21 protein-coding genes are annotated in these 26,531 nt (G+C 69.4%); 12 read left to right on the top strand and 9 right to left on the bottom strand.

Annotated features, from left to right (window positions below; all coding sequences use genetic code 11):
- Positions 1–126: 126 nt before the first annotated feature.
- On the top strand, positions 127–2,280 hold the full coding sequence (locus BLW75_RS16005; RefSeq protein ID WP_034320132.1) for an RICIN domain-containing protein: 2,154 nt from the start codon (positions 127–129) through the stop codon (positions 2,278–2,280).
- A 177-nt stretch (positions 2,281–2,457) separates the two neighbouring features.
- Positions 2,458–3,012, top strand: coding sequence for an HdeD family acid-resistance protein (locus BLW75_RS16000; protein WP_034320130.1), 555 nt, complete (start codon positions 2,458–2,460; stop codon positions 3,010–3,012).
- A gap of 196 nt (positions 3,013–3,208) precedes the next feature.
- Here the strand turns inward: BLW75_RS16000 and BLW75_RS43555 are convergent, their stop codons facing one another.
- Positions 3,209–3,418, bottom strand: coding sequence for a hypothetical protein (locus BLW75_RS43555; protein WP_241783969.1), 210 nt, complete (start codon positions 3,416–3,418; stop codon positions 3,209–3,211).
- A 25-nt stretch (positions 3,419–3,443) separates the two neighbouring features.
- Between BLW75_RS43555 and BLW75_RS15990 the strand changes: the two genes are divergently transcribed.
- The 7 genes from BLW75_RS15990 to BLW75_RS15960 all read left to right on the top strand — a co-directional run bounded on the left by BLW75_RS15990 (position 3,444) and on the right by BLW75_RS15960 (position 12,439).
- Positions 3,444–5,099 carry an NAD(P)/FAD-dependent oxidoreductase gene (locus tag BLW75_RS15990; protein WP_034320127.1) on the top strand — a complete coding sequence of 552 codons (1,656 nt, stop codon included), beginning with the start codon at positions 3,444–3,446 and terminating at the stop codon, positions 5,097–5,099.
- Positions 5,096–6,517, top strand: a complete 1,422-nt coding sequence (locus BLW75_RS15985) for an ATP-binding protein (protein WP_034320124.1) — start codon at positions 5,096–5,098, stop codon at positions 6,515–6,517. The genes BLW75_RS15990 and BLW75_RS15985 overlap by 4 nt, the downstream gene beginning before the upstream one ends.
- 139 nt (positions 6,518–6,656) lie before the next feature.
- Positions 6,657–7,745, top strand: a complete 1,089-nt coding sequence (locus BLW75_RS15980) for a hypothetical protein (protein WP_034320120.1) — start codon at positions 6,657–6,659, stop codon at positions 7,743–7,745.
- On the top strand, positions 7,745–8,899 hold the full coding sequence (locus BLW75_RS15975) for a toxic anion resistance protein (RefSeq protein WP_034320117.1): 1,155 nt from the start codon (positions 7,745–7,747) through the stop codon (positions 8,897–8,899). The genes BLW75_RS15980 and BLW75_RS15975 overlap by 1 nt, the downstream gene beginning before the upstream one ends.
- Positions 8,896–10,521 carry a VWA domain-containing protein gene (locus BLW75_RS15970; RefSeq protein ID WP_034320114.1) on the top strand — a complete coding sequence of 542 codons (1,626 nt, stop codon included), beginning with the start codon at positions 8,896–8,898 and terminating at the stop codon, positions 10,519–10,521. Before BLW75_RS15975 ends, BLW75_RS15970 begins: the two co-directional genes overlap by 4 nt.
- Positions 10,518–11,114: a hypothetical protein gene (locus tag BLW75_RS15965; protein ID WP_034320110.1), complete on the top strand. Its 597-nt coding sequence runs from the start codon at positions 10,518–10,520 to the stop codon at positions 11,112–11,114. The genes BLW75_RS15970 and BLW75_RS15965 overlap by 4 nt, the downstream gene beginning before the upstream one ends.
- A gap of 131 nt (positions 11,115–11,245) precedes the next feature.
- Complete coding sequence (locus tag BLW75_RS15960; RefSeq protein ID WP_034320107.1) at positions 11,246–12,439, top strand: peptidase inhibitor family I36 protein; 1,194 nt, start codon at positions 11,246–11,248, stop codon at positions 12,437–12,439.
- A gap of 53 nt (positions 12,440–12,492) precedes the next feature.
- Here BLW75_RS15960 and BLW75_RS15955 read toward each other — a convergent pair whose 3' ends face one another.
- On the bottom strand, positions 12,493–13,287 hold the full coding sequence (locus BLW75_RS15955; protein WP_034320104.1) for an LmeA family phospholipid-binding protein: 795 nt from the start codon (positions 13,285–13,287) through the stop codon (positions 12,493–12,495).
- A 45-nt stretch (positions 13,288–13,332) separates the two neighbouring features.
- A complete protein-coding gene (locus BLW75_RS15950) occupies positions 13,333–13,587 on the bottom strand; it encodes a hypothetical protein (RefSeq protein WP_026467456.1) in 255 nt (84 codons plus the stop codon).
- A 175-nt stretch (positions 13,588–13,762) separates the two neighbouring features.
- On the opposite strand from BLW75_RS15950, the gene BLW75_RS15945 reads away from it, so the two are divergent.
- Positions 13,763–14,467, top strand: a complete 705-nt coding sequence (locus tag BLW75_RS15945) for a class I SAM-dependent methyltransferase (protein WP_034320101.1) — start codon at positions 13,763–13,765, stop codon at positions 14,465–14,467.
- 9 nt (positions 14,468–14,476) lie between these two features.
- Here the strand turns inward: BLW75_RS15945 and BLW75_RS15940 are convergent, their stop codons facing one another.
- The 3 genes from BLW75_RS15940 to BLW75_RS15930 all read right to left on the bottom strand — a co-directional run bounded on the left by BLW75_RS15940 (position 14,477) and on the right by BLW75_RS15930 (position 17,651).
- Positions 14,477–15,067 (bottom strand): maleylpyruvate isomerase mycothiol-dependent enzyme family protein, encoded by a 591-nt coding sequence (locus BLW75_RS15940; protein WP_034320097.1) that lies wholly within the window; start codon positions 15,065–15,067, stop codon positions 14,477–14,479.
- Between the two features lie 21 nt (positions 15,068–15,088).
- Entirely contained in the window at positions 15,089–16,483 is a 1,395-nt protein-coding gene (locus BLW75_RS15935) for a M28 family metallopeptidase (RefSeq protein WP_034320093.1), read from the bottom strand.
- Positions 16,484–16,604: 121 nt separating this feature from the next.
- Positions 16,605–17,651, bottom strand: coding sequence for an alpha/beta hydrolase (locus tag BLW75_RS15930; RefSeq protein ID WP_091599792.1), 1,047 nt, complete (start codon positions 17,649–17,651; stop codon positions 16,605–16,607).
- A gap of 266 nt (positions 17,652–17,917) precedes the next feature.
- On the opposite strand from BLW75_RS15930, the gene BLW75_RS15925 reads away from it, so the two are divergent.
- Positions 17,918–18,739, top strand: coding sequence for an SAM-dependent methyltransferase (locus BLW75_RS15925; RefSeq protein ID WP_091597693.1), 822 nt, complete (start codon positions 17,918–17,920; stop codon positions 18,737–18,739).
- Positions 18,740–18,803: 64 nt separating this feature from the next.
- Here BLW75_RS15925 and BLW75_RS15920 read toward each other — a convergent pair whose 3' ends face one another.
- The 3 genes from BLW75_RS15920 to BLW75_RS15910 all read right to left on the bottom strand — a co-directional run bounded on the left by BLW75_RS15920 (position 18,804) and on the right by BLW75_RS15910 (position 25,107).
- Positions 18,804–20,954 (bottom strand): putative bifunctional diguanylate cyclase/phosphodiesterase, encoded by a 2,151-nt coding sequence (locus BLW75_RS15920; RefSeq protein ID WP_034320219.1) that lies wholly within the window; start codon positions 20,952–20,954, stop codon positions 18,804–18,806.
- A gap of 659 nt (positions 20,955–21,613) precedes the next feature.
- Positions 21,614–23,965 (bottom strand): helix-turn-helix transcriptional regulator, encoded by a 2,352-nt coding sequence (locus BLW75_RS15915; RefSeq protein ID WP_034320216.1) that lies wholly within the window; start codon positions 23,963–23,965, stop codon positions 21,614–21,616.
- Positions 23,962–25,107 carry an Hsp70 family protein gene (locus tag BLW75_RS15910; protein WP_034320091.1) on the bottom strand — a complete coding sequence of 382 codons (1,146 nt, stop codon included), beginning with the start codon at positions 25,105–25,107 and terminating at the stop codon, positions 23,962–23,964. Before BLW75_RS15910 ends, BLW75_RS15915 begins: the two co-directional genes overlap by 4 nt.
- Positions 25,108–25,401: 294 nt before the next feature.
- Between BLW75_RS15910 and BLW75_RS15905 the strand changes: the two genes are divergently transcribed.
- Positions 25,402–26,487, top strand: a complete 1,086-nt coding sequence (locus BLW75_RS15905) for an IniB N-terminal domain-containing protein (protein WP_034320088.1) — start codon at positions 25,402–25,404, stop codon at positions 26,485–26,487.
- Positions 26,488–26,531 lie beyond the last annotated feature (44 nt).

Below are 26,531 nucleotides of genomic sequence, written 5' to 3'. Positions count from 1 at the left end.
TGACTCTCGATGTGACCGCCGTTACGTTTTCGACCATCGTGACGCCGAGGTCCCCGCCCGCTACGCCGCGTCTCCACTGGGCTCCGCCTCAGCTCGCCCTGCCCGAATGACGCGGAGGAGGTCCCGATGAGGGCCAGAGCAGCCCTGATAGCACTGTTTTCGCTGGTCGGAGCGCTGATAGTGGTGGCCCCGGCGGCGCAGGCGGCCATCGTCCCCGACACCTGGTACACGGTGTCGACCACCGGCGGGAAGTGCGTGGACGCGCGCGCCGCCGGGGCGGCGAACGGGACCGTCGTCCAGCAGTACGCCTGCAACCAGACCTTCTCCCAGCAGTGGCAGTTCCAGCCCACCTCTGGCGGCTACTACCGGGTCAACACCCGCAACAACCCGGGCCAAGTGTGGGACGTCGCCGAGGTGACGACGGCCGACGGCGGGTTGATCCACCTGTGGGCCTACGGCGGCGGGAACAACCAGCAGTGGCAGCCGGTCGAGGAAACGGGCGGGGCGTATCACTTCGTGAGCCGCAACAGTGGCAAGTGCCTGGACATCCCCGGTCTCTCGACCCAGGACAGCACCCAGCTCCAGCAGTACGCCTGCAACGGCACCGGCGCCCAGTCCTTCCGGCTCACCCCGGTCTCCGGCGCCGCGAACCCCGACCTCGGGCCGAACGTGCTCGTCTTCGACCCCGGTATGTCGCAGTCGGCGATCCAGTCTCAGGTCAACAGCGTGTTCTCGCAGCAGGAGACCAGCCAGTTCGGCTCGAATCGCAAGGCGTTGCTGTTCAAGCCGGGCTCGTACAACGTCGACGTCAATGTCGGGTTCTACACGCAGGTGCTCGGGCTCGGCCTGTCTCCCGACAACGTGACGATCAACGGCGCGGTGCACGCGGAGGCCGACTGGTTCCAGGGCAACGCGACGCAGAACTTCTGGCGTGGCGCGGAAAACCTGTCCGTGAACCCCAACGGCGGCACCGATCGGTGGGCCGTTTCGCAGGCGGCGCCGTATCGCCGCATGCATGTCCGCGGCAACCTGCAGCTCGACGACGGCGGCTGGTCGAGCGGCGGCTGGATGTCCGACGTGAAGGTCGACGGCCAGGTCCGGTCCGGCTCGCAGCAGCAGTGGATCTCGCGCAACTCGCAGTTCGGGAGCTGGAGCGGCTCCAACTGGAACATGGTGTTCGCGGGTGTGAGCGGCGCACCGTCGACCAGTTTCCCGAATCCGCCGTACACCACGGTGAACACGACACCGGTCGTGCGGGAGAAGCCGTTCCTCTACGTCGACGGCGCGGGCGCGTACCAGGTTTTCGTGCCCGCCAAGCGCACCAACGCCTCCGGCATCACGTGGGGTGCCGGTCAGCCGGGGTCTTCGCTGCCGATCAGCCGGTTCTTCATCGCGAAGCCCGGCACGACGGCGGCGCAGATCAACGCGGCTCTCGCCGAAGGCAAGGACCTCCTGATCACCCCGGGTGTCTATCACCTCGCCGAGACGCTTCGCGTCACCCGGCCGGACACCGTCGTGCTCGGTCTCGGCTTGGCGACGCTGATCCCGGACAACGGCATCACCGCGATGACGGTGGCCGACGTCGACGGCGTCAAGATCGCCGGCGTGCTGATCGACGCGGGCACCACGAATTCGGCCACGCTCATGGAGGTCGGCCCGGCGAATTCGGCGCAGGATCACGCGGCCAACCCGACCTCGCTGCACGACGTCTTCTTCCGCGTCGGCGGGGCGGGCGTCGGCAAGGCCACGAACAGCCTGGTGGTCAACAGCGACGACGTCATCGGCGACCACCTGTGGATCTGGCGCGCCGACCACGGCAGCGGCGTCGGATGGACCACAAACACCGCCGACACCGGTCTGATCGTCAACGGTGACGACATCACGATGTACGGCCTGTTCGTCGAGCACTACCAGAAGTACCAGACGATCTGGGCCGGCGAGCGCGGCCGGACGTACTTCTACCAGAACGAAATGCCTTACGACCCACCGAATCAGGCCGCCTGGATGAACGGCTCGACGCGGGGTTACGCGGCCTACAAGGTCTCGAACTCGGTGACGAGCCACGAGGCGTACGGGCTCGGCAGCTACTGCTATTTCAACGTGAATCCGAGCGTGGTGGCCGATCGCGCGATCGAGGTGCCGAACACCCCGAACGTCCGGTTCCGCAGCATGGTCGCCGTCTCCCTCGGCGGGAACGGGACCATCGGCCGGGTGATCAACGACCGCGGTGGGCCTGCCAACTCGGGATCGACCGTGGCCAACCTGGTCGCCTATCCCTGATGACCCCGGTGCGCGCCGGGATGGCGGTCGCGGCGCGCACCGGCCTTTCACCGCGAGAAGGTCGCGAAAGTGCTTTCGCAACACCTGCCGCGGGTCGGGAAGAGGGGGCGCACGGTCCTTTCACCCCTACGGGTGGCGTGCCGCGCGCTCGCGTAGCGGCGCTTCGATACTCGGAGCATGCCTCTCGCCGGTCTCACCGTCGTCGAACCCCGCCTGGCCTGGCCGCTCGCCGCCCTGCGCGGGGTTTTCGCCATCCTCTTCGGCATTCTCGCGTTGATCTGGCCGGGAACGACCGTCCTGGCCCTCGCGATCCTCTACGGCATCTACGCCATCTTCGACGGCATCGGTGGCATCATGCAGGCCTTCCGGCCGGGTGACGCCGCCCATCGCGCCGCCTACGGAGTGCTCGGTGCGTTCGGGATCATCGCCGGTGTCCTCGTCCTGATCTGGCCGGGGATCACGGTGCTCGTGCTGGCGCTGCTGGTCGGCTTCTGGGCGATCTTCACCGGCATCGTCGAGATCGTCGCCGCGATCCGGCTGCGCAAGCAGATCGAGGGCGAGGCGTTCCTCATCGCGGCGGGCGCGCTTTCGCTGATCGCGGGCATCGTGATCGTGGTCAACCCGATCGCCGGCGCGTACGGGATCGCGTTGCTGGTCGGGATCTACGCCCTGCTGTACGGCGTGATGCTGCTCGTGCTGGCCTTCCGCCTGCGGAAGCTCACCCAAGCCTGAAAGCCTGCCGGAGATGGATCCGCGCTCCGGCACGGCGCAGGTTCGACAGGCTCGGCGAACCTTCCACCGCGGTCGCGACGGCGAAGCGGCGGCCTTCGCGGGCGGCCGTGGAGGAGCAGCCGTGCCTGCGCGCCTTTGCCGCGATGCGCCCGTGGCGTGGCGGACCCGCCGAGGACGGCGCCGGGACCGTGCGCGCTCAGGTGCCGCGGCGGAGAAGGCCCGGCGGCAGCATCAGCGTCGGCGGGTCGCCGTTCCAGCACGACGCGCCGGCCAGCCGGACGGCACGGGGCAGGTTCGCCTCGGTGCCGCCGGTGATCGTGCGCAGGAACCGCAACTCCGGCGCGGTGGCCGCCTCACACCCGACGGCGGTACGGGCGTAGATCACTTCTTCGGCTTCGGTCAGCACGACTCCAACGTAATAGGCTGATCCGGTGAGCCAGCCGATCCTGTTGACCGTCGACGACGATCCCGCCGTGTCCCGTTCGGTCGCCCGCGACCTGCGCAGACGGTACGGAAAGGACTACCGGATCATCCGGGCCGATTCCGGTGCCGACGCCCTTGAAGCGCTGCGCGAGATCAAGCTGCGCGGCGACGCCGTGGCCGCGATCCTCGCCGACTACCGGATGCCGCAGATGGACGGCATCGTCTTCCTCGAGAAGGCGATGGACCTGTTCCCGAACGCCCGTCGCGCGCTGCTGACCGCCTACGCCGACACCGACGCCGCGATCCAGGCGATCAACGTCGTCGACGTCGACCACTACCTCCTCAAGCCCTGGGACCCGCCGGAGGAGAAGCTCTACCCGGTCGTCGACGCGCTCGTGGAGACCTGGCGCGCGGTGGGGGAGCGGCCGGTCGACGAGATCAAGCTCATCGGCCACCGGTACTCCTCGCCGTCGTTCCACCTGCGCGACTTCCTGGCGCGCAACGCCGTGCCGTACCGCTGGTACTCCGTCGACGACGACGAGGGCCGCCGGATCCTCGAGGCGGCGGACGCGGCGCCGCAGGACATCCCGGTGCTGGTCACCCCGGACGGCACGGTGCTGCGCCAGCCGTCAGGGCCGGAGCTCGCCGACGCCGTCGGTCTGTCCACGCGCCCGGCGCAGGAGTTCTACGACCTGATCGTCATCGGCGGCGGGCCCGCGGGCCTCGGGGCGGCCGTGTACGGCGCGTCGGAGGGCCTTCGCACCGTCATCGTCGAGCGCAAGGCGACCGGCGGTCAGGCCGGCACCAGCTCCCGCATCGAGAACTACCTCGGCTTCCCGGACGGCGTTTCCGGCGCGCAGCTCACCGACCGGGCGCGGCGGCAGGCGCTCAAGTTCGGTGCCGAGGTGCTCACCGCCCGCGACGTCGTGGGCCTGGAGGCCCGCGGCTCCGCGCGCGTGGTCATGTTCGGCGACGGGACCGAGATCGCCGCGCATTCCGTGGTGCTGGCCAGCGGCGTCACCTACCGGGCACTGGAGGCTCCCGGCGTCGCCGAGCTCGCCGGCCGCGGCGTGTACTACGGCTCGGCCGCGACCGAAGCGCCCGAGTGCAAGGGCGAGCACGTCTACATCGTCGGCGGCGCGAACTCGGCGGGCCAGGCGGCGGTGTTCTTCTCCAAGCACGCCGCGGACGTCACCATCCTCGTCCGCGGCCAGTCGCTGGAAGCGTCGATGTCGCACTACCTGATCGAGCAGATCGCCGGGATACCGAACATCCACGTCCGCACCCGGACCACGGTGGTCGAGGCCCACGGTGACGATCACCTCGAACGGCTGACCCTGTGCGAGAACGGCGGCGCGACCGAGACCGTGCCCACCGGTCACCTCTTCATCTTCATCGGCGCCGCGCCGCGCACCGACTGGCTCGGCACGGAAATCCAGCGAGACGACCACGGTTTCGTGCGGACCGGCCCCGATCTGCTCACTGACGGCGGCCCGCCGCCGGGCTGGCCGCTGGACCGCGACCCGCACTACCTGGAGTCGTCCATCCCGGGCGTGTTCGTGGCGGGTGACGTCCGGGCGGCGTCGGTGAAGCGTGTCGCGTCGGCCGTCGGCGAAGGCGCCATGGCGGTCACCCTGGTCCACCGCTACTTGGAGGAGCAATGAGCGTTCTGCCCAGGGAGGAACTGCGCGGGCTCTTCCTCTTCGAGCACCTCAGCGAGGAACAGCTCGACTGGATCGACGAGCACGCCGTGCTGGAGCAGTACGCCGGCGGCACCACGGTCATGCGCGAGGGTGAACCGGCCACCTGCTTCTATCTCCTGCTCTCGGGCGCGCTGCGGATGACGCGGCTCGTCGGCGGCACCGAGGTCGAGACGATCCGATCCGATCAGCGCGGCGCCTACTGCGGTGCGACGCAGTTCTTCGTGCACCAGGAGACCGAACACACTTACGGCGCTTCGGTGCACGCGGTCAGCGACCTCACCTTCCTGACCCTGCCCGCGGCGGAGTTCGCCACCGAGTTCCGCCGCTGGTTCCCGATGGCGACGCATCTGCTGGAGGGCATGTACCTCGGCTGGCGCAACAGCGACACCGTGATCGGTTCTCGGCGGCGGCTGCTGGCGCTCGGCGAGCTTTCCGCCGGGTTGACCCACGAACTCAACAACCCGGCCGCGGCGGCCGTCCGCGCGACGGCGGCGTTGCGGGAGCGAGTCGCCGGGATGCGGCACAAACTCGCGATGCTGGCGAAGAAGAACGTCGATCCGACGTTGCTGGAGCAGTTGCTGGACATCCAGGAGCAGCTGGTCAAGCAGGTCGCATCGGCCCCGAAGCTGACCGCGATGCAGCAGGCCGACCGCGAGGACGAGATCGGCGACTGGTTCGACGGTCACGGCATCGACCAGGGCTGGGACCTCGCCGACATCTATGTCCGCGCGGGGCTGACCGTGCCCGATCTCGACCGTCTGCTGGACTCGGTGGGCGAGACCTTCCTCGACGGCGCCGTCCGCTGGCTGGCGTACGCGCTCGAGACCGAGATGCTGATGGGCGAGATCGAGGATTCGACGACCCGGATCTCGGTGCTGGTCGGCAAGGCCAAGCAGTACTCCCAGATGGACCGTGCCCCGCACCAGTGGATCGACGTCCACGAAGGACTCGACTCGACCCTCGTCATGCTCGCCGGGAAGATCGGGCCGGGAATCCGGGTGGTGAAGGAGTATGACCACGCGGTGCCGAGGATCCCGGCATACGCGGGCGAGCTGAACCAGGTCTGGACGAACATCATCGACAACGCGCTCGGCGCCATGGGGTCCGACGGCACGCTGACCCTGCGGACGTCCAGAGTGGACGATCACGTGCACGTCGAGATCGGCGACACCGGGCCCGGGATCCCGGCGGAGGTGCGGCAGCGGATCTTCGAGCCGTTCTTCACCACGAAGCCGGTGGGACAGGGGACCGGGCTCGGTCTGGACATCTCCTGGCGCATCGTCGTCGAACGGCACCAGGGCGATCTGCGGGTCGACTCGGAGCCCGGCGATACGCGGTTCACCGTGTGCCTGCCGGTCTCGGAGCAGTCCGTGATCTGATTTTCCTTCTACCCCAACGGTTCGCCAGGAACTGACGACTTCTTTCGTTCATCGATCGTTCACTTCGAAATGGCTCACTCGCGCGTCAAAAGAGTCGAACGGGCTGAAAGATCGAGCAGGTGAACGAGGGGGTGGGCCGGTGAAACGCCGTCTGTCGATCGGCCTGGCGGTGGTGCTGCTGCTGGCCGTGGTCGCCGTGATCGTCTGGGGGCGCGGTGATGACGAGAACACCGCCCAGGGGGCGGATCTCACCACGGTGCGCGGCGTCATCGGCTCGGAGAAGCTGGCCTTCTTCTCCGACAAGCGGGTGGCGGACGCGTTCGCCAGGCACGGGGTGAAGGTCGAGGTCGACACCGCCGGTTCGCGGCAGATCGCGAGCATGGATCTCGGGAAGTACGAGTTCGCGTTCCCGTCCTCGTCGCCTGCCGCGCAGCGGATCCAGCGCGACCACAAGGTGACCGGTGTGCACACGCCGTTCCAGTCGCCGATGGCGGTCGCGACCTTCGAGCCGATCGTGAACCTCCTGAGCGCCAACGGGACCGTGCGCAAGGGCGCCGGGGACTACCAGGTGCTCGACATCGCGAAGTACCTCGAACTGGCGCAGAAGAGCACGCGCTGGGACCAGCTCCCCGGCAACACCGCGTTCCCGGCCCGCAAGAACGTGCTGCTCACGACCACGGACCCGCGCGAATCGAACTCGGCGGCGATGTACCTCTCGATCGTTTCCTTCGTCGCCAACGGGAACAACGTGGTCAGCACTCCGGAGGCCGAGTCGAAGGTGCTGCCCGCGGTGTCGAAGCTGTTCATCGACCAGGGCTACACGCAGAACAGCACCGAAGGCCCGTTCGAGGACTACCTAGCCGCGGGCATGGGCAAGACGCCGATGGCGCTGATCTACGAGTCGCAGTTCGTCGACAGGCTGGTCCGCGCCGACGGTTCCATCCGGCCGGACATGCGCCTGCTCTACACGGCGCCGACGGTGTACTCGAAGCACACGCTGGTCCCGCTCAAGCCGAACGGCGACCAGGTGGGCAGGCTGCTGGCGACCGACCCGGAACTGGGGAAACTCGCCGCCACCTTCGGTTTCCGCACCGGGGACCCGCGCTTGTTCGCCGACGTCGTCGCGGCGGCCAAGGCGCCGGTACCCGCGGATCTGGTGGACGCAGTCGAACCGCCGTCGTTCGAAACGCTGGAGCGTCTGCTCGACGCCGTGAAGAAACAGTACTGATGGACGATTTCACGTTCACTCCACCCGAACCGGTGGAGGCGATCCCGGCCGAGCGGGCCGCGGGCCTGGTCACGCTCGCGCCGGAGGTCCACGCCGAGGTCGCGAAGCGCGCCGAGAGTTTCGCCCGTCGCCTCGAAGCGCTCGACGTCCGATCACCGGAGTTCACCCGGGTGCTGGACGAACTGCTCGCGGTCGGCGAGTCCGACATGCGGGCGGCGGCGACCGTCGCGGGCGCGCTCCTGGACCGCTCGACGCGGGCGCTGGCGGAAATCGGGTCACCGCAACAGCAGGCGGCGGTGAGCCTGGCCGGGCTCCGGCGGACCGTGGCGGAGATCGACCCGGCGAAACTGCCGATCACCGGCCGCAAGCTGATGGGGTTGATCCCGGTCGCGGGCAGCGCGAAGAAGGCGCTGGACCGCTACCGCGCGGCCAACGAGCCGGTGAACGCGCTGGTACTGGACCTGCGTGCGCGGCAGGACGTCCTGCGCCGGGACAACGCCGCGCTCAAGGGCGAGCGGGAGCGGTTGTGGGCGACCCTCGGCAAGCTGTCGGAAGCGGCCGCGTTCGCCGAAGCCGTCGACACGGCCGTCGAGCGCCAGGCCGGGATCTTCGACTTCACCGATCCCGCGCGAGCCAAGTCGCTGCGGGCCGACGCGGTGCATCCGATCCGGCAACGACACCAGGATCTGCTGACCCAGCTCGCGGTGAGCGCGCAGGGCTATCTGGCGCTGGATCTGGTGCGGCGCAACAACGACGAGCTGATCCGCGGGATCGAACGGGCGGTGTCGACCACCGTCGCGGCGTTGCGGGTCGCGTTGCTGGTGAGCGCGGCGCTCGCCGGCCAACGGGACGTCCTCGACGAGGTCCAGGCCGTGCAGGCCACCACCGACGGGCTGATCAGGGCCAACGCGGAAATGCTGGAACTGCGCAGCGCCGAGATCCAGCGCGCGGGCAGTGATCCCGCGGTGGCGGTCGCGACGATCCGCGAGTCGTTCGAGCGGATCTACCGGAGCATCGACGCGATCGACGAGTTCAAGGCGGGGGCCGTCTCGACGATGGCGGCGACCGTGGAGGCGCTGTCGGGGGAGATCCGGCGGGCCGAAGACCATCTGCGCCGGTCTCACGAGACGGCGACGGCCGAGGGGGCATCGTGAAACGCTGGGCGGTCTTGGCGGTCGGCGCGGTTTGCGCGCTGTCACTGGTTTCCTGCGATTCGAGCGAAGGTGGGACGCAGAACCTGGGGGAGGCCGAGCCGGGCACGTTGCGGGTGCTCGCGGGCAGCGAGCTGGCCGATCTGCAGCCGCTGCTGGAACAGGAGGCGGCCGCGACCGGCGTCAAGGTCAAGTTCCAGTTCACCGGAACGCTGGAAGGCACCGAATCGCTGGCGAACGGCAAGGTGGACGGCCAGTACGACGCCGTCTGGTTCTCGTCGAACCGCTACCCGGCGGCGGTTCCGGAGGCCGCGAAACGGCTGGGCGAGCAGGTGAAGATCATGAGTTCGCCGGTGGTGCTCGGCCTGTCCGCGTCGTCGGCGCAGCGGCTCGGCTGGACCGGACGGCCGGTGGGCTGGGGCGAGATCGCCGAGCAAGCCGGGAAAAAGGCCTTCACCTACGGCATGACCGATCCGTCGGCGTCGAACTCCGGTTTCTCGGCACTGGTCGGGGTGGCGTCGGCGCTCGCGGGGGCGGGCAACGCGGTCGACGCGCAGCAGATCGCTTCCGTCACCCCGAAACTGACCGAATTCTTCAGCGCGCAGGCGCTGTCCGCGGGCTCGTCCGGCTGGCTTTCCGAGGCCTACCAACGACGGGCGACCGGCCAGGATCCCGGCAAGAAGGTCGACGGACTGATCAACTACGAGTCCGTCCTGCTGTCGATGAACGCGAGCGGCAAACTCCCCGAGCCGCTGACGCTGGTGTACCCGTCCGACGGCGTCGTCACCGCGGATTACCCGCTGACGTTGGTGCAGAGCGCGAATTCCGACGCGCGGGACGCGCACCGCAAGCTGGCCGAGCGGCTGCGGACGCCCGACACCCAGCGCAAGATCATGGAGACCACGCAACGCCGTCCGGTCGTGCCGGGTGTCCAGCTGGGACGGCAGTTCGCGCAGAAGGACCTCGTCGAGCTGCCGTTCCCCGCGACGCAGCAGGCGGCCGACGCGTTGCTGGGCGCCTACTTCGACAAGATCCGGCGGCCGTCGCGGACGCTGTATGTGCTCGACACCTCCGGTTCGATGTCGGGCGACCGGATCGAGTCGCTGCGCGCCGCGCTGATCGGCCTGACCGGCGCCGACGGTTCGCTGACCGGGCGGTACCGCCGGTTCCGCAGCCGTGAAGAGGTCACGATGCTGCCGTTCGACACCGTGCCCGGCACTCCGGAGACGTTCACCGTCCCGGAAGGCGATCCACAACCCGCGTTGGACAAGATCAAACGCTTCGCCGAGGGTCTCGACGCGAACGGCGGTACGGCGATCTACGACAGCCTTCACCGCGCGTACGACATCATGGGTCCTCTGGTCGCGCGCGACCCCGATCGGTTCACGTCGATCGTGTTGATGACCGACGGGCAGAACGCGAACGGCGCCAAGTTCTCGGACTTCCAGCTGAGGTTCCCGTCGCTGCCGGAGGCCGTGCGCCAGATCCCGGTGTTCACCGTGATCTTCGGCGAGGGCGACTCCGCCGAACTCGGGGAGGTCGCGAAACGCACCGGCGGCAACGTGTTCGACGCGCGGGGCGACGTGCTGCCCAAGGTTTTCCAGGAAATCCGCGGGTACCAGTGATCCGGTACCTCGGCTCCACGAAGAATCTCGCCGGCTGTGTCGGCGGGCTGATCGGGCTCGCGCTGTACCTGACCGGCGTCGTCGGCGGATTGTGGCCGCTCGTCGTCGCGGGGCTGTACGCGGTGTTCGCCCTCCTCGCGCCGCCCGAACGGGTCCGGCTCGTCTCGGTGGACGCCCTCGCCGAGGCCGGGCAGCTGCGCGCGGAGCTCGACTCGTTGGTGGGCAAGGTGACCGCTCGGGCGCAGCGCATGCCGGAGTCCTCTGTGGACGGTGTGCGTCGGATCGCCGAGGTGCTCGACGACCTGCTTTCGCGGCCGGAGCGGTGGGCGGCCAACCCGGACGTCCGGCACGCCGTCACCCGGTTGGCGCGAACCGATCTGCCGCTGTCGGTGGAGACCTACCTGAATCTGCCGTGGTGGTTCGCCGCCAAACGCCGGGCCAGTGGTGAGCCGAGCGCGTCCGACGAACTCCTCACGCAACTGGAGCTGCTGGAGACCGAAGCGCATCGCATCGCGGAGCGGTTCTATGCGGGTGACGTCCATCTGCAGGCCGACCACACGCGATATCTGCGCGAGCGCGGCCAATCCGGTTGAGGAGTACCGATCACCGGTAAGCGAAATCAGGTCTGCCGGTCGTTCTGCATGGGCAAGGCGGACCGCCCGTAGTGCACTCGTGAGGCCGATCCGGTCGTGGTCGGTTTCCTTCTTCCCCAGGGAGTTCAGACGTGCACAAGTACAGACTCGGGGCGGCCTTCCTGGCCGCTGTGGTGGTGTGCCTCGCCGGTGGTACCCCGGCGAACGCCGAGGAGCGCGGCGAGCACTGCGTCGCCGATGCGGCGAGCGGTGCGATCCAGTGCTACGGCAGCTTCGGCGAGTCGATCGCCGCGGCGTCGGACGGCAAGGTGACCGGTGTGCCGGAGGCGGCGGCGAAACCCGGTACCGCCGAGAACGGCCGGATGGCCGCGCGGATCGAAGAGTCCGGCAAGGCCGGGGCGGCCGCCACGGTGATCAGCGTGCTCTACGAACACTGGAACTTCGGCGGTGGGAGCCTCGCCGTCCACGGGTCGCCGTGCACGGAGGGGACCGTCCAGTACCTCGACTACCTCGGGAACGACTGGAACGACAAGGTTTCCTCCTTCCAGACCTTCAACGACTGCCACATCACGATGTACGCGGACGCCTACCGGCAGGGCGACATCCAGGAGTGGTACGCCAACGACAGCGGCAACTACGGGTCGAACATGAACGACCGCGGCAGCTCGGTGCTGTACACGCGCGGGCCTTCCCGTGCCGAACTGCTCCGGGACTGTGGCCGCGCCACCAAGACCTGCAACGCGCACGTCGACCAGCGCGGCCAGGACTTCTACGGCGACTGGGGCCGGGTGGACACGGTGTTCAACTGCAGTTCCAACAAGATCACCCAGGTGATCGGCAAGCGGGACACGCGCAGCGGGAAGAACACGGTCTCGAACGAGCTCAGCGTGAGCGCGGGCTTCGAGTTCCTCGTCCAGTGGACGGTCGCCTACAAGCGCACGTGGGGCCAGGAATGGGGCTGGGAGACCAGCGAGAACGTCGAGACCCGGATCGAGGTCAACCCGGGTTACTGGGCGGGCCTGGACCGCTCACCGGTGATGAAGGTGGCCAGCGGTTCGTACGACATGTGGTACGACAAGCGCCGGTGGGGCCACCACCAGTGGTACGTCTGGAACTTCAGCGGTGAGGGCCCGGCCCCGGGTGTCGTGGGTCAGACCAGGACCGTCGGCAAGAAGATGACCTCGGCCGAGAAGAAGAAGGTGTGCGGGAACTCGACCGGGCTCGTGCGGTCCCAGGCCGCGACGCAGGCGGAAAGTGCCGCGCTTCCCGCGGCGACGCCGAAGCCGGCCGCGTTGCCCGTCGCGCAAGGGCGGCTGCACAGCTGATTCATGACCCGGCGATGGCCCCCGCCGCCCGTGGTGACGGGGGCCATCACCGATCAGCGTCCGCCGAGCCGCGGCAGGGTCAGTGTGGCCACCGCCGTCGTCACCCAGCCCAGCAGATCGCCGAGCGGGATGGTGGACAATTTCTCCGGCCATTCCTCCGCCAGTGCGTGCAGGATCAGATGACCGTCGTGCGCCTCGACCGCGACGAGCCGCACCCCTTGCGGGAGTTCGGGAAGCGGCAGGACGATCGGCCTGAGACGGGACGGCGGGCCGAACCGGCGGCGTCCGATGTGGACGGCCATCGGCCGGAGGACGACGGCGTCGTCCTCCACAGTGGACTCAAGGGCGAGATGGCCCCAGCGGGGGCGCTTTTCCCAGCGGACGTGGAAATGCCCGTCCTCGCCGGGGGTCACGATGATGCCCGGCCGGACCTCCGCCACGCGCGCCTGGAGGACTTCCGGTGACACCCGGATCGCCATCTTCACCTGCTCGGGGATGGCGGCCGGGGACGGGAGCGAGCGGAGACGGACGTTCGAGGCCAGCACGGTGATGCGTTCGAGCGGCGTCTCCGGCCAGTCGACGTCCTCGACCACGATGCGGACGTCGCCGACCTTGCCGGTCGCGGCCAGGCTGAGGCTGTCGGTCTCGTAGTCGAGCCCGGTCAGGGTGAGTTCGACGTCGTGCCCCTCCACCCTGGCCGTCAGCCGCCGCCCGACCAGCTGTTCGGTGACGGTCTTCAGGATCGCGGCCGGGGTCACGGGCACGCTGGGCAGCAGCGCCCGCCCGGCGGCGGCCAGGCCGAACAGCTCGGGAAGCGGGTTCAGGTCGAACCATCTGCCGTCGCTCATCCGTCCAGTGTCGCCGAACGGGACGCCGATCGCTGCCGGAGGGGGTCAGCGGGCCGCGAAACGGGCGATCACACCCGCCAGGATCACCCAGAACGCGGCGGCCAGACCGTAGTCGAGGATGACCGCGAGATTCGGGTCACTGACCGGGAAGAGGCCCGGCCAGAACAACGCCAGCGGTTTGGCCAGTGCCTGGATGAAGATGAAGAAACCGTTGCCCGCGTTGGCTCCCGCGAGCACCATCACCATGTACAGCAACTCGATGAACGCGAACACCGCGCCAATGCCGGTGATGACCCGCACGGCGGTGTTGCTCCTGCTGGTGGTTCGCCATCTGGACATACCGGATAAGTTCCCCGGCTCCGTCGTGACAAACGCTTCAGCGGCCAAGTTGCGCCGATCGGCCGTACCTCGCCCACTGCCCGGAGGCGCCCGGTGACGCAGTGCACGCCATCTGATATCGATTATCATTCTCGTTATGACTCTTGGGGACTGGAACGACGGCTGGGAGCGCCTCATGGCGAAGTACCAGCCAGGACGCGAGCGGGCGATCGCGCGGATGATCGACCTGGTCGCGTCGCGCTCCGAAGGTGCGGCGCCACGCGTGCTGGACGTGGGTGGCGGCACGGGCACGCTCTGTTCTCGTCTGCTCGAGCGCCTTCCCGGGGCGGAGCTCACGTTGGTCGATCTGGATCCGGTGATGCTGACGATCGCCGGCGCGTCCCTGCCGTCCTCGGTCGAGGTGGTCCGGGCCGATCTGCGTGACCCGGACTGGGTCACGCGACTGCCGTATGACGGTTACGACGCCGTTCTGGCGGTCATGGCGTTGCACTACCTGCCACCCGGCCGGCTGACCGAGTTGTACGCCGAGTTCGCCGGGCTCGTGCGAGCGCGCGGGTTCGTGGCCAATGTGGACGACATGCCGGCCGCGGCGGTCATGGCGGCCACGAGCGACGACGGCGAAGATCCCTGGAGTGCTTGGTGGGAGGGGGTCGCGGCGGATCCGGTGCTCGGCCCCGCGGTGGGGGAACGCGCCCGGTCGTTCGGTGATTCGCCTTCGGCCGAATGGCATCCTCCGGCCGAGTGGCACCTGCGCGCCTTGGAGGCCGGCCTTGGCGAGGGGCCCGTCGTGGCCTGGCGAGACGGTATCCAAGCCGCCGTGGTGGCTTTCCGACGACACTGAGGCGTTCGGTCATTCGCCGAGCGGTGCGCCTCGCCATTGCCATCCGGCTCGCGACGAACGGCCCGGTAACTCCGTCCGGTCCGTCGCCCACCGCAACACCCGCCAGGGATCGACGCCGGTGGTGTCGACTTCCGGGAACATCCGCGCGAGCACTCGCGCGCAGACGTCGCGTGGCGGGTCGAGGGTGACGTCGAGGCCCCTGGCCATGTCCTCCCCGTGGACCAGCACCTCGACACAGCCCATTCCGGCGAAACCTTCGAGGTCGGCGCGGCCGCTCGGATGGTACGCGCGGACGTCCGGGGCCATCGTGCGGAGCGTGGCGCCCAGGATGCCGCCGCCGACCGTGACGAACTCCAGCAGCTCCGAGGGAGTGGCGGCCTGGTCGGCGACGGCTTCGAAGCAGACGAAACGGGGTGCCGACGGCCGCGCGATCAGCAGGCCCGCGTACGAAATGAGGCAGTCGCCGAGATGCTCGGCGGTGCGCCAGGCGTTCAGTTCGCCGGTGCCCGGTGCCGCCGTCCAGTCACGGCCCGACGCCTCGCGCAGGCTGTCCGTCACGCTCGCGATCGCCGCGTCGAGGTCGCCGGGGGTGACTGTCATCGTGGCATCAGCTCGGTGACCTCAACTCAAGGGCGTCGGGAACGCGACCGGACCGCGGCGGCCGTTCTTCCCGACCGCGCGCACACCGAAGAACACGTTGTCCTTCGACAGATCCACTTTAGCCTCGGTCCGGTCGCCGACCCTGAACGCGTGCGTCCAGTCGTCCGCCGTCGTCTCTCGCCAGACGACCTCGTAGCCGGCGAGATCCGGGTCCGTCCCGCGCCGCCACACCAGATCGGTGTCGTTCGTCAGCTGGTTGGTCCGGATCCGGACGTCCTCCGGGGTGCCGGGCGCGGTCGCCAGCGACCAGACCGTGGCGGCGTTCACCCGCGCGACCCTGGCGATGAACGGGAAGTCACAGAATTCGGGCAGATCGCCGAACCGCTTGCCGTTCTCCACCCGGACGTCCTGGTGCTGGTGCGCGTAGTCCTCGTGGGGTTCGGTGAACCGCGCGGCCGGATAGCCCTGTTCGAGGAACGGGATGTGGTCGCCACCCCGGAGGTAGCGGTCGCGGCGGTAAATCACCCGGACGGTCATCCCGGTCGCGTCGTTCTCCGCCACCGACCGTACGAACCGGGCCAGTTGGCGGGACGGCGAATCGTTCTCGCCGCCGACCGCGCGCCGGATGTCCGCCTGCGCCGGGGTTTCCGACGTCGGCACACCCTCGGCGAACAACCGGATCGTGCGCGGATCCCGTGTCCCGTCGTCCGCCCGGCTCGAACCGACGATGTCGTTGGTGAACATCGCCTGTACGTTCGTGCCCGCCGCCTTGTACAGCGTGGCCATGTGCCGCGCGCCGAACAGACCTTGCTCCTCGCCCGCGACCGCCGCGAACACGATGGTCGCCGCCGGGCGGCGAGTGGCGAGCACCCGGGCGAGTTCCATCGCGACGGCCACTCCGGAAGCGTCGTCGTCGGCGCCCGGAGCGTCCTTCGTCGCGTCGAGCGGATCCGAGCACCGCGAGTCGTAGTGGCCCGACACGACGTAGACCCGCTCCGGGGTGGTGGAACCGCGCAGGGTGGCGACGACGTTGGTGATCGTGGTGGCGACCGGAATGCGGGGCGGGGCGGGCTGCTGCAGATAAGACTGCAGTTCCACCGCCATCCGGCCGCCCGACCGCTGCGCGGATTTCGTCATCTCCGCGAAGATCCAGTCGCGGGCGGCACCGATTCCCCGGACAGGGTCGGTCTGCGACGACAACGTGTGCCGCGTCCCGAAGCCGGCGAGCCTGCGTACGGTGGCCTCGATGCGGTGTTCGTCGATCTCCCGCAGAATCGCCCGGAGCTCGGCGTCGGGTCGCTGCGGGGAGAGCCGGTCGCCTTGTTCTTCGGCGCCGGCCGGGACACCGGTGAGGGCGGCCGCCGAGAGCGCCGCCGAGGTGGACAGGAAAACTCGTCTGGACCTTTCCTCAGCCATTCTCTTGTTCCTACGCGCCTTGTGGTCGGGCGTCTACCCGCGAAAGGAGGAGCGTGGTGGGCGGAAACCGGCCTCGGCGATACGGTCCGCGCAAGCCCGTGATCTCTGGGCCGGCGCGCGATCACCGAGACAGTCCCATGGTGTCGGCCCACTGTGTGACGGCTCGGTGGTAGTCGGGCGCGTTGGGTGCGTAGTTGATCGAATGGCCGTAGCCGGGCAGTACGTAGGTTCGCAGTTTCGCCGCCGCGGAGTAGTACGGCGCCTCGGACCGGAGCAGCCCGGCCGAGGAAGTGCAGTCGGTCGCGAGCGGGCCACAGAGGCCGCCGTCCCCGCCCCCGAGCACGACCAGCACCGGCACGGTGATCTTCAAGCTGTACGGGAGCACGGTGGCGAGGGCGGCGGCGTCGAGCAGTTCGCCGGGAGCGACGACGTCCTTCGTGGCCTCGTCGTAGGCGGTCATCTCGGGGACGGCGGGCCCGGGTGCGTGGAAGGCCGCGTATCGGGTGCCCGGCTGGGTGGTCAGGTAGGTGGGGTCGAGCCCCAGCCGCGACAACACCGGGTCGAGCGCGACGGGGATGAACGAGCCCAAGACGGTCAGCGCGCCGGGAGGATTGATGCGGTGGGCCAGCCCGGTGATCAGCACGCCGTCCACGTCGTGGTAAGTGCCCGCTTCGAGCACGGCGATGGCCGAGCCGAGCGAATGTCCGCCGAGGATCACCTTGTCGAACCGCGAGCCGAGCTCGCCGCGCCGGATGGTCTGGACCACTTGGTGGACCACGTCGGCCCCGGTGAACGCGGTCAGCAGTGCGCTGGGCGGTTTGGAGCCGGCACCGGTGCCGAGCCGGTCGATGGCGAGGGTGGCGTGGCCCGCCTTGTTCATCGCGAGGCGGAACGAACGGGTTTCCGGGGTGATCGCGGGGTCCCAGTACACGCTGTTGTAGGTGGCGCCCGGCACCAGCACCTGGACGGTCCTCGCGCCTTGCGGTGGTTCGCACAGCCTGCCGTGCACGGTCTGGGGGAGCAGTCCGGCCAGCTTCACCGGGATGGTCACGGACCGGCACGTCGCCGCATCGGCCTGAGCCTGCGCGGGCATCGACAGTGACGCGGCCAGCAGGATGGCGGACGCCGCCGCGCCTGCCCGGCGGCGCTTCACTCTGCCACGACGCATGAAAAAAACCTCCACTGAAATAGTTCTTTCGCCGGTTGCCGGAAGCGCGGGACGACTGCCATCGGCAGCCGGCTCGTGTACGCGGTGGTAATGCGAAGCGACGCCGGAGTGTGTCTCCATCGCCGACGCGAAAGGGAAGAGGACACGCTAGCGCCATTCGGTGGCAGCCCGCAGCACTCGATCGGGTGACTACGCGGCCAGGCCCCGATTACCGTGCCGGACTGAGTAAACTCGACGGCTCTCCAAGGAAAAGCGATGGCATTGGGGTGTTGACACTGACGCGATCACCGGACTGGGTCCCGCCGGGGACCGACGACACGGTGCCCAGTGCCGCCCGGATCTACGACTACATGCTGGGCGGTGGCCACAACTTCGCCGTCGACCGCGAGGCCGCCACGAAGGCCGAGCGAATCATGCCGCACGCCCGGGGTGTGGCGAGGCTCAACCGCGCGTTCCTTCGCCGGGCAGTCCGGTTCATGGTCGACCAGGGCGTCCGCCAGTTCCTCGACATCGGTTCGGGCGTGCCGACCGTCGGCAACGTGCACGAAATCGCGCAGGAAGCCGACCCGGAATGCCGGGTGGTGTATGTGGACCACGACCCGGTCGCGGTCGCGCACAGCCGGCTGATTCTCGACGGCAACGACCGCACCACCGCGCTCAAGGCCGACGCCCGTGACCCTTCACGCATCCTCGGCGATTCTCAGCTGCGCCGGCAGCTGGATCTCGACGAGCCGATCGGCATGTTGTTCCTGTGCATGCTGCACTGGCTCCCCGACGAATCCGACCCGGGTGGCCTCATGCGCCACTACATCGACGCGATGGCTTCCGAAAGCTATCTGGCGATCACGCATATCACCGAGGATTACTTGCCCTACCAGGTTCGGGAAGCGCTCAGGATCGCGACAAGGGGCGGCGACCAGGTCACGTCACGCCCCTACGACGAGGTGCTCACCATGTTCGGCGACCTCGAACTGCTCGAACCCGGTCTGGTCGGATGCGGCACCTGGCGCCCCGCCGGGCCCGGCGACATCGCCGAGGACCCGACACTGAACCAGGTCCTGTACGCCGGAATGGCACGCAAATCCTGAAGCGGGACGTCGGTGTGCCTCGCGCCGCCTTTCGAGCGCGAGTGTCCTTTAAGGACAATGAGGGTCACCGGCCCTGAAGCGGACCGGCCCGTCCACCGCCGATGAGCGAACCGATGTCGGTCACCGGTCCCTCCTCGCCGGTGAACAGCGGACCCGTTCCCAGCTCGACTCCCGCCCGCCGCCACCACCGTGCCTGCGCGCTGGTTTCGAGGTCACCGGCGAGCACGGTGATTCCGGCCTGGCGAACCAGCGCGATCAGGTTCCTCGCCCCGGCGAGGACGAGCGAGTCCTCGTCGACGGAATGCCACACGAGACGGGAGTCGAGGCGTACGGTGTGTACCGGCAAGTCCTCCAGTAACGTCAGTTCCCCCGGTGTCACGCCGAAGTCGTGCAGTACCACTCCGATTCCCAGGTCGGCGAGCACTCGCGCGTTGTCGACGATCTCGTGCCCGGCTTCGAGCAGCGCCCCGGCCGGCAGGCCGAGCCACAACCGGCCGGGGCCCGGCGCGGCGCCGTCGAGAATTCCCCGGATCGTCCCGGCCAGCCGAGGATCGGCCAGCTGGTTCGGCGTGAGCGGTACCAGCAGCGGCATGTCCGCGCCGCCGCCCGCGGCCATGTCCGTGCAGCCCCGTTCGACCAGCCAGGCGCCGAGCGCGCCGATCAGCGCGGTGCGCTCGGCGAGTTCGAGGTACCGTTCGCTCGGCAGCAGTCCCAGCTCCGGATGGTCCCACCTCAGGCGCGCCTCGGCTCCGACGATCTCTCCGTCGGCCAGCCGTACCAGTGGTTCGTAGCCGATGCCCAGCTCGCCGTTCTCCCAGGCGCCGGGCATGGTGGCGACCAGGCCGATGGCCTCCCTCGCTCGGCCGTCCCATACCGGGTCGTACCGTTCCCACCGGCCAGGTCCTTTGCGCTTGGCCCGTCGCATCGCCAGGTCCGCCGAACACAGCAACTCGGCCGGTTCGGCGGTGCGGGGAAGGTCTTCGACCACGCCGAAACTCGCCGTCAGCGCCAGGCCCTTGCCGTCGATGTAGGCAGGCTCCGACAACGTCTCGTTGATCCGCTCGATCATCGTGACGACGTCCGGCGTGCTCGCCGAATTCTCGATCAGGATGCCGAACTTGTCGCTCTCGAACCGCGCGACCATCGCGTTCTCGCCCGCCACCACGGACCTGAGCCGGTCCGCGGCGATCCGCAGCAGGCTGTCTCCCACCTTCCTGCCGAGACCATCGGTGACCAACGACAGCCCGTCGAGATCCACGTGGTACAGCGTCGCCGGATTCGGCAGGTGCAGCACGTGCTCGAGGTGTGTGCTGAAGAACTGCCGGTTCGGCAGACCGGTGAGCATGTCGTGCAGCAACTGGTGTCGTAGCTGGTTCTGCAGGAGCGTCAGCTCCGCGTCGTCGGACACGATCGTGACGTAGCCGTGTGAACCGCGCAGGAGCGAAGCGGTCAGCGTGGCCTGAAGCGGGTCGCCGTCCTTGGTGACGAAGCGCGGCCGCGATCGCAGCCGGTCGAGCTTGCCGTCCCGGAGATCGCGGTAGCCGTCCAGCAAAAGGCGCCGATCCGCCTCGTGGACGAAGTCGAACAGATTGCCGTCCGCGACCTCGCTCGGCGTCCGGTCCAGTATCCGCTGCAGAGCGGGATTCGTGCGGACGAGGTGCCCATCGGGCTCGGTGACCGCGATCCCGCTCGGCGAACCGAGGAAGATCTCGTCCAGCTGGGCCTCGCAGGCCCGCCACTCGCGCTGCGACTCCCGGACCGCGTTGAGCAACGCCTGGTCACTCGTGCCCCGCTGCTCGACGGTCGCGGAACGAATCGCCTCCACGTAACCGGACGCCAGCGCACCGAGCAACCTGGCGACGCGCTCCGGTAATCGATCGGCGGAGCGCGGATCCGTCGGCGCCAGTAGTGCGGCGGCGAGCAGGTCCACCGTGCATTGCAGGCTCGTCTTGCCGACACAGTGCAGCCGGACGAGTTCGGCGCCGACCTCCGCGGCGATCTCGGTGGCGGGCCGGTCCCCGGCCACCGCCTCGAGCAGCCGATCGAGCAGACCGAGCAACTCTCGTTCGATCTGGTCGTGCGACAAGGGCAGGTAAGTGGTGCTACTGACGAGATAGGCCCATTTGCGCGCGAGCTTGACGCGTTCCCGCCGCGACGCGAGAGGCTGCGTTCCGGCGGGCCGCCCCTGCCCATCGGAAGGTAGTGGCCTGGTCATGACGCTCGACCCCTTGATCTCCGTGTCCTCGACCGGCCCGCTCGCGCCGATTCCGCTTTTCGTCCGAGGCCGATCAGAGTACGGCAGACCCACCAAGGGGTGATGCCCTAGCGGATCTTTTCGGCGACGCCGCCACTGATAGGCGAATCAATTTCGGGGGTTTCCGAAATATCGCCCGTTCTGCTCGCTCCACCGCACTGCGCGGCCGACCGGTCGGTAGCCGCCCGCGTCGGCTCCGTGCGCCTCAATTGACTCGGAAATCGTGCGCGCCGTCAGTGAATAGTCGCATTTCCGGCCTGATTCTTTGTGGCGCCGTCGCCATGGTGCTCGTCTTGAGGTAAAAGGGGTACTCATTCCCGTCGAGTTCGCGGTTGGTCCACTCGGCACTCGAGATGGCGCATCCCGGTCGGCTGGAAAATATTTCCCGACGGTCCCGAAGTCGGTGAATCGCGTCCCCGTTGCCAGGGAACCGACGCGGCCGGGCGCCGGGGCTACCGGCCGGTCGGCGACTACGCCACCACCGTGCTCGCCGAGCTGGATTGGCTGGACTCCACCGATCGGCTCCCGGCAGGGTTCGACCACGACTATTTCGCGCCTATGTTCGACTACACCGCGGAGGACGCCTACCTCGCGGAGCGGTAGCCAGGCCCGAACCCGCCTCAGCCCTCGCCCGCGGGGAGCAACTCCCGCAGCATGGCCAGCAGCTCCCGCCGGTCTCCGGCGCCGAGTTTCCCCCGGATCCGCGCCATGTGGTGCTCCACGGTCTTCCCCGAGATGAACAGTTCGCTCCCGGCCTGCTTGTAGGTCCGCCCCTCGACGACCAGCCGGGCGACCTCCAGTTCCCGTTCGCTCAGCGCGCTCAGCCCGGTGGCCGCGGTGGGTTCCGGCGCCCGCCCTTGGAATTGGCGAGCGGCTTCGAGCAGCTGGACCATCGCCTTGCGGTCCGAGGTCCGGATCGCCGCCTGCCCGGCCAGTCGCGAAGCGTCCCAGCAGAGGCCGAGTTCGTGCAGCTCCGAAGAGGACGCGGTGATCGCCTCGGGATCGACGGTGCCGGTCAAGACGGCGAGCCAGCCGGTCGCGGCGGCGGCGAGCGCGGCCGGATAGCGGCCGCAGGACGCGAAATCGTCGAGTGCGGCCAGATGTTCGCCCGCCGACGCGTGATCCTCGACGGTGATGGCGGCGTGGAGTTCGTGCCAGCGCAGGGTGGCTGTCCACAGTGGAGGATTGCCGAGCGCGTCGAGTACGGCGTGCGCCCGTTCGAGCAGGCCTGCCAGTTTGGCGCCCGCGCCGCCCCGCGCGGCCGCGATCGCGAGTTCTCCCAGCGGCAGCAACGAATACAGGTCCGGTTGTTGGCGCATCGACGCCTGGTAGGCCCGGTCCCAGGAGCGTTGCAGGCCGGGAAGATCGCTCGACCGCCGCGCCAGGCCCAGCTGCAGGGTGGCGGCGAAAAGTTCGTCGCGCGCTTCGAGACCGTCCGGCGGCATCAACGCCTCGACGGCCGTCTTGAGGTCGCCCGCGGTCATCGCGACCCAGCCGAGCAGCAACCGGTGCCGTTTCGCGAGCAGGTCGCCGCCGATCCGCCCGTCCACCGCGCGTCTCAGCACCGACTCGGCCAGCGCGAGTTCGCCGGAATGCAGGCCCACCAACGCCGCGAGGGCCGCCGGGCTGTCCGGGAGCGGAGCGGGCGCGCCCGCCGATTCGAGCATCGAGGCCGCGCCCAGCAGGGCCGACAGCGTCTCCGCGCCGCAGCCGGACACCGAGCCGGTGATCGCCCGCGCCATCCGGGAAGCGGCGCCCGCGAACAGGGTCGGCACTTCCGGAGTCTCCAGCACACCTCGGGCGGCTTCGAGTTTTCCGGTACCCAGCAAGGCGATCGCGGCGAACGCCTTGGAGGCCGCCCGGCCGGACCATTGGTACAGCTCCGCGCTGTGCGCGAGTTCGCCGCGATGCGCCAGCACGGTCGCCGCCACTTCGGCGCCCGCGGCCCTGGCATCGGTATCCGACGTGCTGCCGAGCATGCCGTCGCCGAGCCGGAGCGCGGTGTCGAGGTCCCCGGCGAGCGCCGCGGCGTGCGCCCAGCCGACGGTGAGCGCCGCGCCGCGCCCACCGGCCTCGGACGCGGCTTCGTAGAACCGCGCCGCGAGTTTCGTGTCGTCGGACATCGCCTCACGGGCGGCCGCCTCGAAGGCCGCCGCCGCGCTCGCGCCCGAACTTCCCGTCCCCAGCAGGGAACGAGCGAGCTCCAGCACCGGAAGCCCGTCCCGCAGCTGGAGTTCGACCAGCCGCTGCAGCACCGTCAGCCGGCGCCCTGGCGAGCCCCAGGTCCGGATGGCTTCGGCGGCGATCGGCAGCAGGACGTCGTCCTCGCCGAGCAGACCGGTCGCCCTAGCACTGTCGAAGACCTCGGGCAGCCCTTCGCGATCGCGGTTCAGCAACGCCGCCAGCAGATCGAGATTGCGGCCGGCGCCCGCTTCCGCCGCGATCAGGTAGCGGTGCACGTCGTCGTCCAGCTGCTCCAGCTCGCCGCGGAAGTCCGCGAGCCTGCCGGTGACCGCGCGGAGCACGAATCCCGGGACACCACCGGTCCTGGCGTGGACGTCTTCCGCCGTGGCCGCGTCGCCGCCGGCGTGCTCGACGAGCCGGCGGACGTCGTCGACGCCGAACGCGCCCAAGGCCACCGACCTCCCGAAGGAGTCGGCGAGCACCCGCAGCGTCGTCGTCCGCGCCGCCGGCCGGAAGGCCAGCACCACGGGCGCCGTGGTTTCTTCGGCCTGTGCCTTGATCTTCGCGAGCTCGTCGTCGTCGAGCTGATCGGCGTCGTCGACCAGTAGCGCTTCGACCCCCGCGTCCGCGTAGTGACGTCCGAGCTGGCCGAGCAGATGGGTCTTGCCGTGCCCGCCGGGGGCGACGACGGTGACCCGCACCGGGAGTTCCGGGGCGGTGGTCACCTCGTCGAGCAGGCGCCGGGCACCCGGATGGATGATGCCGGGCTTGTCGAGCAGTGCGTTCAACAGCGACCTTCGGGGGTGGACGGCGTGGCACCGGGGGTGGGCGGCGCGCACGAGCTCGAAGTGGTGGGAGGGGCTTCGGGACCCTTGTCCGCGGTGGCTTCTCGAGTGGTCAGGGTGAGCAGCAGGGTGCTCGCGGCCAGGACCACGACCGCGGCCCCGGCGACGAGAGGCTTGCGCCGGCTGAGCAGTTTCGCCGCCCCGGTGCGTTCTGGCAAGGGGAACGGGGTGATGTCCACCGGCGGCCGTTCGGGTCGCTCGGTGAGCTCTTCGGGCACGTCGACCCGGGGGAGCAGGGTGGTTTCGATGGTCGCGACGGCGTTCGACGCGGCCCCGCCGGGTTGAGGAACGTCACGTCGCGCGGCGATGTTGGCCGCCCCGGTCGCGACTGTCAGCACTGGGTCGCTCGAAGCGAAGAGGGGGCACGGGGTCCGGCCGGGAACCGGCGGGGCCTCGCCGCAGAGCACGATGCCTGCCAGCGCCTGGGGCGGGATCCCGGCGCCGTGCGCGAGTTCGAAGACCTTGCCGACGGCCTCAGCGGGCTCGACGCCCTCCACCGTTTTGACCGGCTGCCAGCCGTTGACCCCGGCGGCGGCGATCGTGACCACCGCGCCGTCCGGGCCGAATTCGCAGACTCCGGCGGTGACGCCGCCATGCGGGGCGAGGTACGCGTGCAGGGCGGCGACCGGCGCCGCCACCAGCGCGGCACGGGGGAACCCGGCCTCGGCCAGCGCGCGGCGCAGCAGGTCCCGGCGGAACGAACCCCAGCCGGCGGGGTGCGTGAGCACGATGTGGCGCGGTTTCTCACCGAAGCGTTCGGCCGCCTGATCCACGGCGGCGTCGACGAGGACCGCGCTGAGGGATTCGGGCGGGAACCGCTCGCCGCCGACGATGACGGGGACGTCGTCGCCGACCCGTTCGTGGAATCCGGTGAGCAGGCGGGCGGGCGCGGACCGGCCCGCCTCGACCGCGGCGTCCCCGGTGAGCAGGTAGCCGTCGTCGTCGAGGAACACCGCGGACGCCGCCGCCGGGCCGCGCGCGCCGAGCCACGACGGCTCGGGCGCGCCCCAGCCGTCGCCGGAGTCCACGCAGGTGGCGGCGGTGGTGCGGGTCGAGGCGATATCGATGCCGAGGACGTAGGGCAACGAGCATCCTCCTTCGCTTGACCAGCCCCTAAGGACCAAATAGGGCCACTCACCTGAACGGCTTGACCCATCCGGGTGAGGGTTGGCATTAAACCCAACCGTGTGCGTCTCGGTTAAGCCCCTAACGCCCTAACGATGTCATACCGATCCCCTATTGGCTGAGTGAGCGACGACCAGGAGTGATCCCCGATGTGCTCAGTGGCACCGGCTCACTAGCTTCGGTGACCTGCGCTCAGCTGTGCCCTCCGGCCGCTGTGCTTCCCCACCGACCTAGACCTCCAGGAGAGTCCTTTCATGGGTTCCGTCCAGACCCTGCACGACTTCACGCTGAACCTGCTGAACGACACCGCGGCCCGTGCGGCGTTCGCCAACGACCCGCAGCAGGTGCTGGCCGACGCCGGCCTCGGTGACATCAACGCCGCCGACGTGCACGAGGTCGTCCCGCTGGTGCTCGACTTCGTCCCGGTCGACACCGCCACCGGCCTCACCGGAACCACCGCGGCCACCGCCGACAACCTGGCGGGCTTCGGCGGCATCGCGAACGCCGGTCTCGGCACCGACGGCGAGTGCGCCGACGGTGTCCAGGGCGCGATCGACCAGCTCACCGCGCTGACCGCCGGCCTGCCGGTCGCCGTCCCCGGCGCCGGCGCCCTCCCGGGCCTGCCCGAGGCCGGTCTCCCGGGTGTCCCGGCCGTGCCGGGCCTGCCGGAGCTGGGCTTGCCTGCCGTCCCGGCCGTGCCCGCCGTGGGCGACCTGCCGGTCGACGTCCCGGGTCTGCCCGCCGTCCCGGCCGTCTCCGACGTGACCGACGTGTCGAACGCCGCCGCGGGCGTGACCGCCCTCGCGCAGAACACCGCCGGCAGCTTCGGACTGACCGGCGACCTTTCGCGTGGCCTCGACGCCGCGTCCCTCGGCCAGGCCGGCGACATCGCCAACGGCGCCGTCGACACCGCGACCGGCCTGGTCCCCGAGGTTCCGGCCGTGGACGCCGTCCAGATTCCGGCCGTCGACTCGGTGCCCGCCGTCGGCGACCTGAGCAGCGACCTGCCGCGCACCGACGGTGTCGCGGGCGACGCCCCGAACTTCCTGTCCGAGGTGGGCGACCTGACCAGCACCATCGGTCACGTCGACGTCGCCGACGTCACCACCAAGGTGCACGACATCGCGAACAACTACGGTGACGTCGCCAACAACCACGGCGACGTGTCCGGCGCGGTCGCGGGCAACGTGGCCAACGAGGTCGCCAACGTCGCGAACCACGCGGGTGTCACCGAGGTCCACGACACGGTTTCCGACGTCACCGGCACCATCGGCACCATCGGTGACGTCACCATCGGTACCGGCGACATCGCGTCGAACAACGACATCCACATCGGCTGATACGAACATCTTTCAGCTTTGTGTCAGGGCCCCGCGACCGCAGC

This window comes from Amycolatopsis lurida (genome assembly GCF_900105055.1).
In the GTDB taxonomy this organism is placed as follows: Bacteria; Actinomycetota; Actinomycetes; order Mycobacteriales; family Pseudonocardiaceae; genus Amycolatopsis; species Amycolatopsis lurida.
This window is presented reverse-complemented; position numbering and strand designations above follow the sequence as displayed.